Source organism: Pseudomonas sp. PGPR N4 (genome assembly GCF_059693665.1).
The window spans coordinates 107,685-123,846 of record NZ_JCAUKV010000002.1; the positions used below are offsets into that span (position 1 = coordinate 107,685).

Consider the following 16,162-nt stretch of genomic DNA (forward strand, 5'->3'; position numbering starts at 1 on the left):
GTCGGCAGGCCTTGAAGCATGCCCGTGGCCGGCCCAGCCAGCAAGCCGTTTAAGCGACTGGTCAAAAAACGTACACATTGCGCAAAGCCTTGCCGCATAAGGCCCGGTGCAGGCTATGCGCATGTTATCCACAGGGCTTTCCCCACCGATTGGGGGCAACTTGCAACCCGCTTAGACGCGGTCTCTGTAGGAGCGGCCTTGTGTCGCGAAGGGTCGCGTAGCGGCCCCAGCAGTTCTGCGGCGTTGCCTAAATCGTGGGGCCGCTACGCAGCCCTTTCGCGACACAAGGCCGCTCCTACAGGGCCAGCGTGCACCCTATAAAGGTTAAGTCGAGCAAAGCCATGCTAGCTGCCACTTGCAGCAGTCTGTCCAAGGCTTTTGCACAGAGTTATCCACAGACTGATCAGGCGCGAAACCCATCCGCTGCAGGGCTAATCAGGGCGCCGTTACAGGTATCCAAAGGGCATTGATCAAAATATGATCAAACATCTACAAGCCTTGATTACAAAGGGCTGCAACAGAGTGCCACCATGTTGTCCACAGGCAGTTCCACACGATCCGTGGACAAGTTTCTACCTATGCAAACAAGGGCTTGGCGAGGGATTCGAAGAAGCGAAATCAACGGTGTGCGACAAGTTGTCCACATTTGCTGAAAGAAGGGGCCGCATGGCGGCCCCTGACCATCAATGGCCGCCAAGATAGGCGTTGCGCACATCCTCGTTGACCAACAGCTCCTGGCCGGTGCCGGTCATGCGGATCTCGCCGTTGACCATCACATAGGCGCGGTCCGACAGCTTCAAGGCATGGTTGGCGTTCTGCTCCACCAGAAAGATGGTCATGCCGCTCTGGGCCAGCTCGCGCAGGGTGGCAAAGATCTGCTTGACCACGATCGGCGCCAGGCCCAACGATGGCTCATCGAGCAGCAGCAGTTTGGGCCGGCTCATCAGCGCGCGGGCGATTGCCAGCATCTGCTGCTCGCCGCCAGACATGGTCATGGCCCGCTGGCTGCGGCGCTCCTTGAGCCGCGGAAACAGCTCGTACATACGCTGCATGTCTTCGCTGGCGTGCTTGTCGCCGATGGGGATGGTGCCCATCATCAGGTTCTCCTCGACGGTCATGTCGGGGAACACCCGGCGCCCTTCCGGCGATTGGGCAATGCCGTTGGAAGCGATGAAGTGCGGCGATTTGCGGGTGATGTCGGTGCCGCGATAAAGGATTTGCCCGGATGCTGCCCGTGGCTGGCCAAAGATCGACATCAGCAACGTCGACTTGCCGGCACCGTTGGCGCCGATCAGGCTGACCGTCTCGCCCTCGTTGATGTGCATCGAGACCTTTTTCAGGGCCTGGATCGGCCCGTAGAACACGTCCAGCTCCTTCAGCTCGAGAATGGGTGCACTCATACCAGTTCCTCTTCATCTGCACCCAGGTAGGCGGCGATCACCGTCGGGTTGTGGCGAATTTCCTGCGGCGCGCCTTGCGCGATCACCGTACCGTGGTCGAGCACGACGATATGGTCGGAGATGCTCATGACCATGCCCATGTCATGCTCGATCAGCACGACGGTGATGTCGTGCTCGTCGCGCAGCACGCGGATCATCCGGCTCAGTGCTTCGGTTTCCTGCGGGTTGAGGCCGGCGGCCGGTTCGTCCAGACAGATGATCTTGGGCCGGGTACACATGGCCCGGGCGATCTCCAGGCGGCGCTGCTGGCCGTACGATAATTCGCCAGCCAGGCGGTTGGCACAGTCGACCAGGTCGACCACTTCGAGCCAGTAGAAAGCGTGGTCCAGCGCATCGCTTTCAGCTTTGCGGTAGCTCTTGGTGTTGAGCACGCCGGCGAGCAGATTGCGGTTGACCCACATGTGCTGCGCCACCAGCAGGTTCTCCACCACGGACATTTCCTTGAACAGGCGAATGTTCTGGAAGGTCCGCGCCAGCCCGGCGCGGTTGACCAGGTGGGTGCCGCCGAACATCTTGTAGTACACGCGACTGGCAAAACGCGCCGGCGACACGAAGTCGCTGGGCTGGAAGCGCTCGCCCAGCAACTGGATCACGTCGGTCTGGTTACCGCGCAGGTTGAGCTGGATGCGCCCGCCGCTGGCCTTGTAAAAGCCGGTCAGGCAGTTGAACACGGTGGTCTTGCCGGCGCCGTTGGGGCCGATCAAGGCAAAGATCTGGTTGCGCCTGACCTGCAGGCTGACGTCGCTCAATGCCTTGATGCCGCCAAACTGCATCATCAGGTGTTCGACCGAGAGAATGACTTCGTCGCTCATGGCGCCACTCCTTTACGCGGGACTACCCCGGTGCGGCTGATCCGGATCAGCCCACGCGGTCGCCAGATCATCATCAGCACCATCAGTACCCCGAACAGCAGCACGCGGTATTCCGAGAAGCTGCGCAGCAGCTCGGGTGCCACGGTCAACACGAACGCCGCAATCACCACGCCAACGGTCGAGCCCATGCCGCCCAGCACCACGATGGCGAGGATCAACGCCGACTCGAAGAAGGTGAACGAGGACGGGTTGACGAAGCCTTGGTAAGTGGCAAAGAACACCCCCGCCAGGCCCGCGGTAGAAGCGCCCAGGGTGAATGCCGAGAGTTTCACCAGCACGTGGTTAAGCCCCATCGAGCGGCAGGCGATCTCGTCTTCGCGCAGCGCTTCCCAGGCGCGGCCAACCGGCATCCGGGTCAGCCGATGTTTGATGTACAGCACCGCCAGCACGACCAGGAACAGCACGATGTAGATGAACAGGAATTTCACGTTGGGGTTGTAGTCCAGACCAAAGAACTCATGGAACGGCACCCCGCCGTCCTTGGCCCGGCGGCCAAACTCCAGGCCGAAGAAGGTCGGTGATGGCGCCGGCATACCGTTCGGCCCGCCGGTGAAGGACAGCCAGTTGTTCAGCACCAGGCGGATGATCTCGCCAAAGCCCAGGGTCACGATCGCCAGGTAGTCGCCGTGCATGCGCAATACCGGAAAGCCCAATATGCAGCCGGCCAGTGCCGCTGCAATGGCGGCCAGCGGCAACACCGTCCAGAAGCCCAGGCCGAGGTACTGGTAACCAAGCGCCAGGCCGTAGGCGCCGATGGCATAGAACGCCACGTAGCCAAGGTCGAGCAAGCCGGCCAGGCCGACTACGATGTTCAGGCCAAGGCCCAGCAACACGTAGATCAGGCCGAGAATCACCACCGTCAGCAGGTACTTGTTGGCGAAGATCGGGAACACGATGGCGATCACGATCAGCGCCGGAATGATGTAGCGCAGCCGCGACTTGTAGTCCGGCGCCAGCACATGCACGCCCGAGCCACCACTGTCGAAGCCCTGCAGCATGCGCTGGCCGGTGCCGCTCTGGAAGAACAGGCTGAGCACGAAGCGCCCGACCATCACCGCGCCGACCAGCCAGGCCACACGGGCGGGCTCGGCGTTGAAGGTATAGCCATCGAGCACCACGCCGACCACCGGGCCGAACACGATCAGGGCAAGCAGGCCGGCGACGATGGTCTCGATCAGGCTGCGTTTGATATCAAAACCGGAAGAAGCAGAATTGGCAGCAGACATGTTCACACCTTAGCCACGAGCGGGCGGCCCAACAGGCCTTGTGGCCGGAAGATAAGGATCAACACCAGCAGCGAGAAACTGAACACGTCCTTGTAGTCGGAGTTGATCAGGCCGGCGAAGAGTGATTCGGAGATGCCCAGGATGATCCCGCCCAACATGGCTCCAGGCAGCGAACCGATGCCGCCGAGCACCGCGGCGGTGAACGCCTTGATGCCGATGATGAAGCCGGCATAGAAGTCGAAGGTGCCGTAGTTCATGGTGATCAACACGCCAGCCAGGGCGGCCATGACCGCACCGATGACGAATACGTAGGAGATCACTCGGTCGGTGTTGATACCCAGAATCGAGGCCATCTTGCGGTCTTGCTGGGTGGCGCGGCACATCCGCCCAAGTTTGGTGTACTTGATCACATAGGTGAGCAGGGCCATGCCGGCAAAGGCAGCAATCAGAATGAAGATCTTGGTGTAGGTCAGTTGCACGAAGCCGCTACCAACCTCGACCCGCAGCGCGCCTTCGAGCAGGGTCGGCACGCCTTGCTGGCGAGCGCCCTGGCTGATCTGCGCATAGTTCTGCAGGATCAGCGAGATGCCGATAGCGCTGATCAGCGGCGCCAGGCGGGTGGAGTTACGCAGGGGTTTGTACGCGATACGTTCGATGGTGAAGCCGTACACACCGGTCACCACCACGGTGAACAGCAGCGTGCCGAGCATCAGCAGCGGGAAGGATTCGACACCGAAATAAGCCAGCAATGCCAGGCTGATTGCCGCCAGGTAGGCGGAAATCATATACACCTCGCCGTGCGCGAAGTTGATCATGCCGATGATGCCATAGACCATTGTGTAGCCGATGGCGATCAGGCCGTAGACCGACCCGAGGGTCAGGCCGTTGACCAGTTGCTGCAGGAAAATACCATCCATAACGCAATCTCGCTGAGTGAGATCGCCCCTGCGCTGGCCACAGCGGGGCTGCCGTCAGGCGGCCCGCGTGGTGCAGCACAGGTGCAGATCTACGGATAAAGACAGATACCGCCTGGGCGTCGGCCCGGGTCTGTGCCCGGGCCTTGCGCCGTTGTTATTTTTGTTTTTCCAGCTGGTGGTACTTGCCGTCTTTATCCCACTGGTAGACCACGTAGTCGGAGATCTTCAGGTCACCCTTGGCGTCCCAGGTCTTCTCGCCCATGACGGTCTGCACCGGGTTGGCCTTGAGCCACTTGGCGGCGTCTTCGCCCTTGTTCGACTTGGCGCCATTGAATGCAGCAGCCAGGGCCTGTACCGAGGCGTAGGCATACAGGGTGTAGCCTTCAGGCTCGGTGCCGTTCTTGCGGAACTGATCCACTACCGCCTTGCTGTCTGGCAGCAGACGCGGGTCGGCGCCGAAGGTCATGTACACGCCGTCGACGTATTGCGCGCCGCCTGCGGTGGTGACCAGTTCGTCGGTGACGATACCGTCATCGGACATGAACTTGACGTCTTTCAGGCCAGCTTCACGCAGCTGACGTACCAGCGGACCGGCTTCCGGGTGCAGGCCGCCGAAGTAGACGACATCGGCGCCGGCGCCACGGATCTTGGTGACCACCGCGCTGAAGTCTTTCTCGCCGCGGGTCAGGCCTTCATACAGCACCGGTTTGACGCCGCGTTTTTCCAGCTGCGCCTTGGTCGCATCGGCCAGGCCTTGGCCATAGGTGTCCTTGTCGTGCAGCACCACGACCTTCTTGCCCTTGAGCACATCAACGATGTAGTCGCCGGCAACGATGCCTTGCTGGTCGTCACGCCCGCACATGCGGAACATGGCCGACAGGCCCCGCTCGGTGACCTGCGGGTTGGTCGAGCCTGGGGTAATCGCGATGATGCCGGCCTCGTCGTACACCTCGGAGGCTGGGATGGTGTTGGACGAGCAGAAGTGCCCGACCACGCCAACCACTTTCTCCTGGTCGACCAGCTTGTTGGCTACCGCTACGGCCTGTTTCGGTTCGCAGGCGTCATCGCCGGCTACCAGTTTGATCTGCTCGCCGTTGACCCCACCGGCCTTGTTGATCGCGTCGGCCGCAGCCTGCGCACCTTTCATGTACTGCTCGCCAAACGCTGCGTTGGCCCCGGTCATTGGCCCCGCGACGCCGATCTTGATGTCGGCCTGAACATACGAAGAAACACCCAGTGCCGTTGCCACGGCCAGAGCCAGGAAGCCTTTCTTGTAAAACGTCTGCGACATGAGGTGGTGCTCCTAGAGTCTTTTTTTTGGTTGGCACTACAACGTTCTGCTTGCTGATCAGAGCAAGCGCCGTGCCACTGACTTTGCATTTCGAGCAAACACGCCTGGCTGGCCGTCTGGAGGCCGGCGCCGGGCATCGTTCATTGAGCGTGCAACCGTCTACAACGAAGCGGGCGCCACCATTCCTCCAATATAGGCGCAACCGAGCAGTGCCATCATTGCAACCAGCACCAGTGTCAACGTGCAACCTGCCGGTAACTGTCGACGTCACCGAAGTGCACACCGCTGGTGCGTGACTGCTACGGGGGCACTGTTTCAAGGCTAGTCGCTGCGCGCGAAAACGTCCGGGTTTTGGCAGTTACAGCCCCGTTGCAGGGCTGCGCGAAGCCTGCCCGCACCAGCCGCGACACGGTCAGGTGTAGGAGCGGCCTTGTGTCGCGAAAGGCGCGCGCAGCGGGCCCGGCGATTTTGCGGTGCAGCACAAATGCTGGGGCCGCTACGCGACCCTTTCGCGACACAAGGCCGCTCCTACAGAGGCTCCGCGCGAGGTAAAGGTAATGCGGTCAACTGTGAGTGCCCTGTGAAGCGCAAAGGCTGGCACAATGATCGCCATTCCCGCGCGCTTGCGCCGTTTCAGCGAGCGCCGCCGACCTGGAGCTTTCAATGAGCGAGAGCGCATTCTCTGAGCGCATCGTGCACAACCTGCTCGACACCGATTTTTACAAGCTGACGATGATGCAGGCGGTGCTGCACAACTATCCCGATGCTGATGTCGAGTGGGAGTTTCGCTGCCGCAACGGCGAAGACCTGCGCCCTTATCTGGGCGAGATTCGCCGCCAGATCGAGCTGCTCAGCGAGCTGACCCTGGACGACGGCCAGCTGGCGTTTCTTGAGCGCATCAGCTTTCTCAAGCCAGACTTTCTGCGCTTTTTGCGCCTGTTCCGCTTCAACCTGCGCTATGTCCATCTGGGCATCGAAGACGATCAGCTGTGCTTGCGTCTAAAAGGCCCGTGGCTGCATGTGATCCTCTTCGAGGTGCCGCTGCTGGCGCTGATCAGCGAGGTGCGCAACCGTCACCTGCACCCGCACATGCAGCTGGCGGCTGCCCGCGATCAGCTCTACCGCAAGTTCGACTGGCTCAGGGCCAACGCCAGCGAGGACGAACTGGCCGAACTGCAGGTAGCCGACTTCGGCACCCGGCGGCGCTTCTCCAGCCGCGTCCAGGAAGAAGTCGTGCGGGTGCTGCGCGATGACTTCCCGGGGCGCTTCGTCGGCACCAGCAATGTCGATCTGGCATGGAAACTGGATATCAGACCATTGGGCACCATGGCCCATGAATGGCTGATGGCCCACCAGCAACTCGGCCCGCGCCTGATCGACAGCCAGATCGCCGCGCTCGACTGCTGGGTCCGCGAGTACCGCGGCCTGCTCGGCATCGCCTTGACCGATTGCATCACCATGGATGCCTTCCTCAATGATTTCGATCTGTACTTTGCCAAGCTGTTCGACGGCCTGCGCCACGACTCCGGCGAGCCGGTGGCCTGGGCGGAAAAGGCTATCGCCCATTACCAGCAACTGGGCATCGATCCGATGACCAAGACCCTGGTGTTCTCCGACGGTCTCGACCTGCCGCGTTCGTTGCAGATATTCCGTGCCCTGCGTGGTCGCATCAATGTCAGCTTCGGCATCGGCACCAACCTCACCTGCGACCTGCCGGGGGTAGCGCCAATGAGCATCGTGCTTAAAATGACCGACTGCAATGGCTCGCCGGTAGCGAAGATTTCCGACGAGGCCGCCAAGACGCAGTGCCGCGATGAAAACTTCGTCGCCTACCTGCGTCACGTATTCAAAGTTGCCCACAAGGAGTAACCCATGCAAGCCGTTCAGCAAGAGATCGCGCAGCAGCTCAAGGTGCAGCCGCCATTCGCCGATGCCGCCGCGCTCGAAGCCGAAATTGCCCGGCGTGTGGCCTTCATCAAGGACTGCCTGGCCAACGCCCGGCTCAAGACCCTGGTGCTGGGCATCAGTGGCGGGGTCGACTCGCTGACCGCCGCCCTGCTCGCCCAGCGCGCCGTCAGCGAGCTGCGCGCCAGCAGCGGCGACGACGGCTATCGCTTCATCGCCGTGCGTCTGCCGTACAACGTGCAGCACGACGAACACGACGCGCAGGCCTGCCTGGATGTGATCAAGGCCGATGAAGTGCACACCATCGACATCGCTCCCGCCGTGCTTGGGCTCAAGAGCAAGGTCGATGTGCTGCAGGACGGCGCACCGGCCATGGTCGATTTCGTGGTCGGCAACATCAAGGCGCGCATGCGCATGGTGGCCCAGTACAGCGTCGCCGGCGCCCGTGGCGGCCTGGTGATCGGCACCGACCATGCGGCCGAGGCGGTGATGGGCTTCTTCACCAAGTTCGGCGACGGCGCCTGTGATCTGGCGCCGCTCAGCGGCCTGGTGAAGAACCAGGTACGTGCTGTTGCTCGTGCCTTTGGTGCGCCTGAGTCACTGGTCGAGAAAGTACCGACCGCGGACCTCGAAGACCTTGAGCCAGGCAAGCCAGATGAAGCAGCGCACGGCATCACTTACCAGCAGATCGATGCCTTCCTGCACGGTGAGCCTGTCGACCAGCATGCTTTCGATATCATCGTCAGCACCTACCGCAAGACTCAGCACAAGCGCGAGCTGCCGTTCGCGCCGTAATCGGCGGCGATAAAAAAAGCCCGACCGCGACGTTGATCGCGGCCGGGCTTTTTTTGTGGCGTGGCTTACTTGACCACGACCTTGCCTTTCATCATCGAGATGTGGCCTGGGAAGGTGCAGAAGAAGCTGTAGTCGCCGCCAGCTTCCAGCTTGGAAGTGTCGAAGGTGACCTTGGTTTCTTTCTCTGGCGCACCGATCATCGCGGTGTGAGCGATGATATTGGCGTTGTCTTCCTTCAGGTAACCCTTGTCGATGCCTTGGGTCATGCCTTCGGTGGCAATGGCCTGCATGTCGGCAGTCTTGCTGACCACCAGGTTATGGCCCATGACGTTCTTCGGCAGGTTGCCGGAGTGAGTCAGGGTCACGGTGAATTCTTTGCAGCTCTTGTCGACGGTGAATTCTTTGCTGTTGTAGGACATCTGGTCAGTCGAATCAATGGTCACCGCGCACTCGGCTGCAAACACAGAAGCGCTGGCGAGGGTCAGCAGGGATACCGCTACAGCTTTCGCAAACATCGTGAATCTCCTTGGCAGGGTTTATCAATTGCGAGTCTGCCTGAAAGCGGAACGAGCGTGCCTGATATGCATCAAGGCAGTGTTCGGCTGGCAGCCAGTAAATTTGTTCTATGGATTGTATACAACCAATCTAAGTGCACATCATGCCTGCATAACCGACGATGGGACAACCTCTCATTTAGGAGCAAACGACATGTCCCTTGGTAGCTTGATGAATAGCCTGCTCGCCGCTTACGCCCATGGCACCACTGGCGCGGCCTGCGAGTTTTCCCGTCCCGAATAAATCCGATCTTGGAAGCGACAGGCATGCGCTTTACCCTTGGACGTCTGTAAAGGGAGATAAGCAATGCCTGTACGTTCCGTTTGTGTGTTCTGCGGCGCCAGTATCGGCGCCAACCCCGCCTACCGCGCAGCGGCCGTTGCCCTCGGCGAAGCGATTGCCCGGCGTGGCCTACGCCTGGTCTACGGCGGCGGCGCGGTCGGCCTGATGGGCGTGGTTGCCGACGCGGCGATGGCGGCCGGCGGTGAGGTGATCGGGATCATCCCGCAGAGCCTGGTCGACGCCGAAGTCGGCCACAGTGGGCTGACCCGCTTGGAAGTGGTCGACGGCATGCATGCACGCAAAGCCCGTATGGCCGAACTCAGCGATGCCTTTATTGCCCTGCCGGGTGGCTTGGGGACGCTTGAGGAGTTGTTCGAGGTGTGGACCTGGGGGCAACTGGGCTACCACGCCAAGCCGCTGGGACTGCTCGATGTAAACGGCTTCTATACCAAGCTGGGCGGGTTCCTCGACCATATTGTCGAAGAAGGTTTTGTGCGGCCGCAGCACCGGGCGATGCTGTTGCTCGGGCAGCAGGCGGATGCGCTGCTGGACGGGATGGATGAATTCGTCGCGCCGGTGGTGCCCAAGTGGGTCGATCGCGCACCTGACTGACCGTGCATCTGGGCCCGCTTGCGCGGGCCTTTCGCGACACAAGGCCGCTCCCACAGATCCGGTGCACGCCTCGAAGGCGGCGCTGACCATGTGGGAGCGGCCTTGCGTCGCGAAAGGGCCACAAAGCGGCCCCATCAACCTTCAGATCAACGCGGAACCGCTGGCTGACGCGGCTTCTTCTTGCCGCCGCCCTTGGCCGCTTCCTTACGCTCCTTGGCCGCCTGCTGGTTACGCGCAAACGCCTCGGCCTTGGCCTTCTCACGCTTGTCCCACGGCTTGCTGCCGTCACTGGCGCGCGGTGGCAACCCGGAGTGCTGAGTGAGGATCTTCTGTTCCTTGCCGACCTTGTGGCTGCCGCTCGGCGTGGAGTTCTTGCGCCGTGCACTCTGGTAGCCGTCGGTCTGCGGCTGATGCAGCGGGATCAACTGGTGCTTGCCCGGGCCGATCAGGTCGGCGCGGCCCATGCGCTCCAGTGCTTCACGCAGCATCGGCCAGCCTTTCGGATCGTGGTAGCGCAGGAATGCCTTGTGCAGCCGACGCTGCTCGTCGCTCTTGACGATCTCGACGCCTTCGCTCTTGTAGGTGACCTTGCGCAGCGGGTTCTTGCCCGAGTGGTACATCGCCGTGGCCGAGGCCATTGGCGACGGGTAGAACGCTTGCACCTGGTCGGCACGGAAGCCGTTGCCCTTGAGCCACAGGGCGAGGTTCATCATGTCCTCGTCGGTGGTGCCCGGGTGCGCGGCGATGAAGTACGGGATCAGGTACTGCTCTTTGCCCGCTTCTTTCGAGTACTTCTCGAACATGCGCTTGAAGCGGTCGTAGCTGCCGATACCCGGCTTCATCATCTTGTCCAGCGGGCCACGCTCGGTGTGCTCCGGGGCAATCTTCAGGTAACCGCCGACGTGGTGCGTGACCAGTTCCTTGACGTACTCCGGCGACTCGACCGCGAGGTCGTAGCGCAGGCCCGAAGCGATCAGGATCTTCTTCACCCCCGGCAAGGCACGGGCCTTGCGGTACAGCTCGATCAGCGAAGTATGGTCGGTGTTGAGGTTCTCGCAGATGCCCGGGAACACGCACGACGGCTTGCGGCAGTGCTTCTCGATCTCGGTGCTTTTGCAGGCGATGCGGTACATGTTGGCGGTCGGCCCGCCAAGGTCGGAGACCACGCCGGTGAAGCCCGGCACCTTGTCGCGCATCTCCTCGATCTCGTTGAGGATCGACTCGTGCGAGCGGTTCTGGATGATGCGGCCTTCATGCTCGGTGATCGAGCAGAAGGTGCAGCCGCCAAAGCAGCCACGCATGATGTTCACCGAGAAGCGAATCATCTCGTAAGCCGGGATGCGCTCCTTACCGTAGGCCGGGTGCGGCACACGGGCATACGGCATGCCGAACACGTAGTCCATTTCTTCGGTGGTCATCGGAATCGGCGGCTGGTTGAACCAGACGTCGACGTCGCCGTGCTTCTGCACCAGCGCACGGGCGTTGCCCGGGTTGGTTTCAAGGTGCAGAACGCGGTTGGCATGGGCGTACAGCACCGGGTCATTGCGGACCTTCTCGAACGAGGGCAGACGCAGCACGGTCTTGTCGCGGGTCATGCCCGGGCTGTCGAGGATCTGCACCACCTTGGCTTCGTTAGGGTCTTCGACCTCGCCCTTGGCTTGCTCGATGGCGCAGGCCTGGGTGTCTTGAGTATTCACGTACGGGTTGATGATCTTGTCGACCTTGCCCGGACGGTCGATGCGCGTCGAGTCGATTTCGAACCAGCCGGCCGGGGTGTCGCGGCGTACGAAGGCGGTGCCGCGCACGTCAGTGATCTGCTCGATGGTTTCGCCGTTGGACAGGCGCTGCGCGACTTCAACTACCGCACGCTCGGCGTTGCCGAACAGGAGGATGTCGGCGCAGGCGTCGATCAGGATCGAATGGCGGACCTTGTCCTGCCAGTAATCGTAGTGGGCGATGCGGCGCAGCGAAGCCTCGATGCCGCCGAGCACGATCGGCACATGCTTGTAGGCTTCCTTGCAGCGCTGGCTGTACACCAGGCTGGCACGGTCAGGGCGCTTGCCGGCCAGACCACCAGGGGTGTAGGCATCGTCGGAGCGCATCTTCTTGTCAGCGGTGTAGCGGTTGATCATCGAGTCCATGTTGCCGGCCGCGACGCCGAAGAACAGGTTCGGCTCGCCAAGCTTCATGAAGTCGTCTTTGGACTGCCAGTTCGGCTGGGCAATGATGCCGACCCGGAAGCCCTGGGCTTCGAGCAGGCGGCCGATGATGGCCATGCCAAACGACGGATGGTCGACGTAAGCGTCACCGGTCACGATGATGATGTCGCAGGAATCCCAGCCGAGCTGATCCATCTCCTCCCTGCTCATCGGCAGGAAAGGCGCTGGCCCGAAGCATTCGGCCCAGTACTTGGGATAGTCGTAAAGTGGTTTGGCTGCGTGCATGTCAGTGACCGGTTCTTGGTGTGCAGGGAAATCGCGGGCGCGGAATATAGCACAAATTTTGATCAAATCCGACGGTAATGGTCGGATTCATGATGAGGGGCTCGGGCGGCGCAGCAGCACCGCCGGCTGTTACTCGTCGTCGTCGAAGTTGTACGCCCCCGGGGCGAGGTTCTCGAAGCGGGTGTACTTGCCGATGAACGCCAGGCGGACAAAACCGATCGGGCCATTACGCTGCTTGCCGATGATGATCTCGGCGACGCCCTTGTGCTCGGTCTCGGGGTGATAGACCTCATCCCGGTAGACAAACATGATCACGTCGGCGTCCTGCTCGATTGCACCGGATTCACGCAAGTCGGAGTTGACCGGGCGCTTGTTCGGGCGCTGTTCCAGCGAGCGGTTCAACTGCGACAGGGCAATGACCGGGCAGTTGAATTCCTTGGCCAGGGCTTTCAACGAGCGGGAAATCTCCGAAATCTCGTTGGTACGGTTGTCACCACTGGAGCCCGGGATCTGCATCAGCTGCAGGTAGTCGACCATGATCATGCCGATCTCGCCGTGTTCGCGGGCCAGGCGGCGGGTCCGCGCGCGCATCTCCGAAGGGCTGATACCGGCGGTATCGTCGATGAACAGCTTGCGGTCGTTGAGCAGGTTGACCGCCGAGGTCAACCGCGGCCAGTCGTCATCATCAAGCTGACCGGAACGCACCTTGGTCTGGTCGATGCGACCCAGCGACGAGAGCATCCGCATGATCAGCGATTCGCCTGGCATCTCGAGGGAGAACACCAGCACCGCCTTGTCGCTGCGCAGCACGGCGTTTTCCACCAGGTTCATGGCGAAGGTGGTTTTCCCCATCGACGGTCGGCCGGCAACGATGATCAGGTCGGCCGCCTGCAAGCCGCTGGTCTTGCCGTCCAGGTCGGTATAGCCGGTGGAGATACCGGTGATGTCGCTGTCGGAGTTGAACAGCGTGTCGATGCGGTCGATGGCCTTGGCCAGCAGGTCGTTGACACCGACCGGGCCGCCGGTCTTGGGCCGCGCCTCGGCGATCTGGAAGATCTGCCGCTCGGCATCGTCAAGAATCTCGGCGGCGTTGCGCCCTTGCGGGTTGAAGGCGTTGTCGGCGATATCGGTGCTGATGCTGATCAGCTGGCGCAGCGTGGCGCGCTCACGAATGATCGCCGCATAGGCCTTGATGTTGGCAACCGACGGGGTGTTCTTGGCCAGCTCGGCCAGATACGCCAGGCCGCCGACCTGGCTCGACTGGCCTTCGCGGTCGAGCTGTTCGTGCAGGGTGACCACGTCGAACGGCTGGTTGAGGTCAACCAGCTTGTGGATGGCACGGAAGATCAGGCGGTGGTCATGCCGGTAGAAGTCGCCATCCGAGACCTGATCCAGCACCCGCTCCCAGGCTTCGTTGTCCAGCATCAGACCACCGAGCACGGCCTGTTCGGCCTCGATGGAATGGGGCGGCACTTTCAGCGCGGCGGTTTGCAGGTCGAGCTGTTCTGGATGGGTGATCTCGTTCATGGCCACAATAGAATTCTGGGTGATGAGAAAAACAAAGGGCACGGCCTGCAAAGCAGAGCCGCGCCCAATGTTAACCGGCTAGCCCACGAGGAGCCAGCCGAGTGCTACAGCTTAGGCTGCAACGACAACCACGCGAACGGTGGCTTCAACGTCGCTGTGCAGGTGCACGGCTACGTCGTATTCGCCAACGTTACGGATGGTGCCGTTCGGCAGACGAACTTCAGCTTTAGCCACTTCAACGCCGGAGGCGGTCAGGGCATCAGCGATGTCGTGGGTGCCGATCGAACCGAACAGCTTGCCTTCGTCGCCAGCGGTGGCAGTGATAGTCACTTCCAGCTCGGCCAGTTGGGCAGCACGGCTTTCAGCCGAAGATTTCTTGTCGGCTGCAGCTTTTTCAAGCTCGGCGCGACGTTCTTCGAACGCAGCGACGTTGGCGGCATTGGCAACAGTGGCCTTGCCGAACGGCAGCAGGAAGTTACGGCCGTAACCGGCTTTAACTTTAACTTTGTCGCCCAGGTTGCCCAGGTTAGCGACTTTTTCCAGCAGGATCAGTTCCATTTGGTAAAACCTCTTAACTTTTAACCTTCACCGTTCGCGGAATCGTCACCCTGAGGCGACTTGCGACCGCGAAAATCAACCAGGCTATCGACAATGGCCAGGACCACGAGCAGCGGATAAGTCAGCTGCATGAACAGCACCAGCGTCACGTACAACCCGACCAGCCAGAATCTGCCCAGACGTTTCTGTGCCACCAACCCGTGCAGCAGGGCAAGCCCGGCAAACATGAGCGGTACGCTGCAAAGCGGCGTGAGCAGCGCCAGGGCAGAACCGAGGTTCGGACCCAACACCATGCACCCCAGCAATACCAGCGTTGGCACCAAGGGAATCCGTACCGCTTGAAACTCGCGGCCGAAACCTCCCGGGTTGTACAACGAGGCCTGCCAGTAGCGCCCCAACATCAGGGACAACACACTGACAACCTGCAGCAAAGCCGCAATCAGGCCATTGAGCACCGGTACGACAAGACTCCCAAGGCGTGCCTGCTCCTCTACCGATAACTGCTGGTAGAGACCGTCGAGCATCTGCGGCAGGGCTTTTTCAAGCGCTCGCGCCAGAGCTTCAATCGGTTCACGGAACACCGAACTGAGAATCAGGCCATACAACAGGCCCAGTGCAATGCTGGACAACAGCACCCGGTTCCAGGAATGCCCGGCGCGCAACAGCGCAGCCAACCCCAGCGTACCCAGCAACACCATCAAGGTGCGCGGCTCGCCGAAGACCCACCAGACCAACGCCGGCAAAATGCCCCAGACGATGACCGAGGAAGCGTCCTTGAAACCGCGCCGCAGGAACACCAGGCTCCCAGCGGCGGCACACAACCAGAACAACAGCGGCAATGCCGCACAACCGGCCACTACTACAGCGGCCTGCACGCGACCGCGCATGATGAAATCAGCCAACGCTCGCATGCTTATCCCTTGCTACTTGTCGAAAGCCAGGCCTCAGCGGCCGTGGCTGTCGGTGTAGGCAAGCAGGGCCAGGAAGCGGGCGCGCTTGATAGCGGTAGCCAGCTGACGCTGATAACGAGCTTTGGTACCGGTGATACGGCTTGGAACGATCTTGCCGGTTTCGGATACGTAAGCTTTCAGGGTGTTGAGATCTTTGAAGTCGATCTCTTTCACGTCTTCAGCAGTGAAGCGGCAGAATTTACGACGACGGAAGAAACGTGCCATGTAATAGGCTCCTCAAAAGGTCCGTGGATTACTCGTCAGCGCTATCGCTGGCGTCGCTGTCATTGCTGTCGTCGCCATCGGCGCCATCAGCTTCAGGACGTTCACGACGCTCACGGCGCTCGCTGCGGTTCTCTTCGGCCTTGAGCATCTCGGACGGGCCAGTAACGGCTTCGTCGCGACGGATGACCAGGTTACGGATCACGGCATCGTTGTAACGGAAGTTGTCTTCCAGCTCGGCCAGGGCCTTGCCAGTGCACTCAACGTTCAGCATCACGTAGTGAGCCTTGTGAACATTGTTGATTGCGTAGGCCAGTTGACGACGGCCCCAATCTTCCAGACGGTGGATTTTGCCACCATCTTCTTCGATCAGCTTGGTGTAACGCTCAACCATGCCGCCGACTTGCTCGCTCTGATCCGGGTGGACCAGAAAGATGATTTCGTAATGACGCATGAATGCTCCTTACGGGTTAGAAGCCTGCCAGGGAATCTGGTCAGACAAGGAGTGAATGACACTGTATGACTTGCCTTGTGCAGAAGGCACAT

15 protein-coding genes are annotated in these 16,162 nt (G+C 61.1%); 3 read left to right on the forward strand and 12 right to left on the reverse strand.

From position 1 onward, the window contains the following. Window positions 1-683 precede the first annotated feature (683 nt). The 5 genes from AC58X1_RS10185 to AC58X1_RS10205 form a co-directional block, all read right to left on the reverse strand. The gene (locus AC58X1_RS10185; RefSeq protein WP_103435867.1) at window positions 684-1,400 is read right to left on the reverse strand and encodes an ABC transporter ATP-binding protein; all 717 of its coding nucleotides are present in this window, start codon (window positions 1,398-1,400) and stop codon (window positions 684-686) included. After that, on the reverse strand, window positions 1,397-2,272 hold the full coding sequence (locus AC58X1_RS10190; protein WP_101315989.1) for an ATP-binding cassette domain-containing protein: 876 nt from the start codon (window positions 2,270-2,272) through the stop codon (window positions 1,397-1,399). Before AC58X1_RS10190 ends, AC58X1_RS10185 begins: the two co-directional genes overlap by 4 nt. Then, a complete protein-coding gene (gene livM / locus AC58X1_RS10195; protein ID WP_101315987.1) occupies window positions 2,269-3,558 on the reverse strand; it encodes a high-affinity branched-chain amino acid ABC transporter permease LivM in 1,290 nt (429 codons plus the stop codon). The genes AC58X1_RS10190 and livM overlap by 4 nt, the downstream gene beginning before the upstream one ends. Before the next feature lie 2 nt (window positions 3,559-3,560). Continuing rightward, a complete protein-coding gene (locus AC58X1_RS10200; protein WP_101315985.1) occupies window positions 3,561-4,475 on the reverse strand; it encodes an ABC transporter permease subunit in 915 nt (304 codons plus the stop codon). 154 nt (window positions 4,476-4,629) lie between these two features. Further along, window positions 4,630-5,766: a branched-chain amino acid ABC transporter substrate-binding protein gene (locus AC58X1_RS10205; protein ID WP_101315983.1), complete on the reverse strand. Its 1,137-nt coding sequence runs from the start codon at window positions 5,764-5,766 to the stop codon at window positions 4,630-4,632. A 663-nt stretch (window positions 5,767-6,429) separates the two neighbouring features. Here AC58X1_RS10205 and pncB point away from each other — a divergent pair. Both pncB and nadE read left to right on the forward strand, forming a co-directional pair. Then, window positions 6,430-7,635 carry a nicotinate phosphoribosyltransferase gene (gene pncB / locus AC58X1_RS10210; protein WP_101315981.1) on the forward strand — a complete coding sequence of 402 codons (1,206 nt, stop codon included), beginning with the start codon at window positions 6,430-6,432 and terminating at the stop codon, window positions 7,633-7,635. A gap of 3 nt (window positions 7,636-7,638) precedes the next feature. After that, window positions 7,639-8,466, forward strand: a complete 828-nt coding sequence (gene nadE / locus AC58X1_RS10215; RefSeq protein WP_497428807.1) for an NAD(+) synthase — start codon at window positions 7,639-7,641, stop codon at window positions 8,464-8,466. Window positions 8,467-8,531: 65 nt separating this feature from the next. Here nadE and azu read toward each other — a convergent pair whose 3' ends face one another. Then, the gene (gene azu / locus AC58X1_RS10220) at window positions 8,532-8,981 is read right to left on the reverse strand and encodes an azurin (RefSeq protein ID WP_103435862.1); all 450 of its coding nucleotides are present in this window, start codon (window positions 8,979-8,981) and stop codon (window positions 8,532-8,534) included. Between the two features lie 346 nt (window positions 8,982-9,327). Between azu and AC58X1_RS10225 the strand changes: the two genes are divergently transcribed. Next, on the forward strand, window positions 9,328-9,915 hold the full coding sequence (locus AC58X1_RS10225) for a cytokinin riboside 5'-monophosphate phosphoribohydrolase (RefSeq protein ID WP_259074375.1): 588 nt from the start codon (window positions 9,328-9,330) through the stop codon (window positions 9,913-9,915). Window positions 9,916-10,061: 146 nt separating this feature from the next. Here AC58X1_RS10225 and AC58X1_RS10230 read toward each other — a convergent pair whose 3' ends face one another. From AC58X1_RS10230 to rpsF, 6 genes are all read right to left on the reverse strand, one after another. Then, complete coding sequence (locus tag AC58X1_RS10230; protein WP_101315973.1) at window positions 10,062-12,359, reverse strand: YgiQ family radical SAM protein; 2,298 nt, start codon at window positions 12,357-12,359, stop codon at window positions 10,062-10,064. Between the two features lie 129 nt (window positions 12,360-12,488). Then, complete coding sequence (gene dnaB / locus AC58X1_RS10235) at window positions 12,489-13,886, reverse strand: replicative DNA helicase (protein ID WP_101315971.1); 1,398 nt, start codon at window positions 13,884-13,886, stop codon at window positions 12,489-12,491. A gap of 111 nt (window positions 13,887-13,997) precedes the next feature. After that, the gene (rplI, locus tag AC58X1_RS10240) at window positions 13,998-14,444 is read right to left on the reverse strand and encodes a 50S ribosomal protein L9 (RefSeq protein WP_101315969.1); all 447 of its coding nucleotides are present in this window, start codon (window positions 14,442-14,444) and stop codon (window positions 13,998-14,000) included. 20 nt (window positions 14,445-14,464) lie between these two features. Beyond that, a complete protein-coding gene (locus AC58X1_RS10245; protein ID WP_150571557.1) occupies window positions 14,465-15,355 on the reverse strand; it encodes a YybS family protein in 891 nt (296 codons plus the stop codon). A 33-nt stretch (window positions 15,356-15,388) separates the two neighbouring features. Continuing rightward, window positions 15,389-15,619: a 30S ribosomal protein S18 gene (gene rpsR / locus AC58X1_RS10250; protein ID WP_101315965.1), complete on the reverse strand. Its 231-nt coding sequence runs from the start codon at window positions 15,617-15,619 to the stop codon at window positions 15,389-15,391. A 28-nt stretch (window positions 15,620-15,647) separates the two neighbouring features. Continuing rightward, a complete protein-coding gene (gene rpsF, locus AC58X1_RS10255; RefSeq protein ID WP_101315962.1) occupies window positions 15,648-16,070 on the reverse strand; it encodes a 30S ribosomal protein S6 in 423 nt (140 codons plus the stop codon). Window positions 16,071-16,162 lie beyond the last annotated feature (92 nt).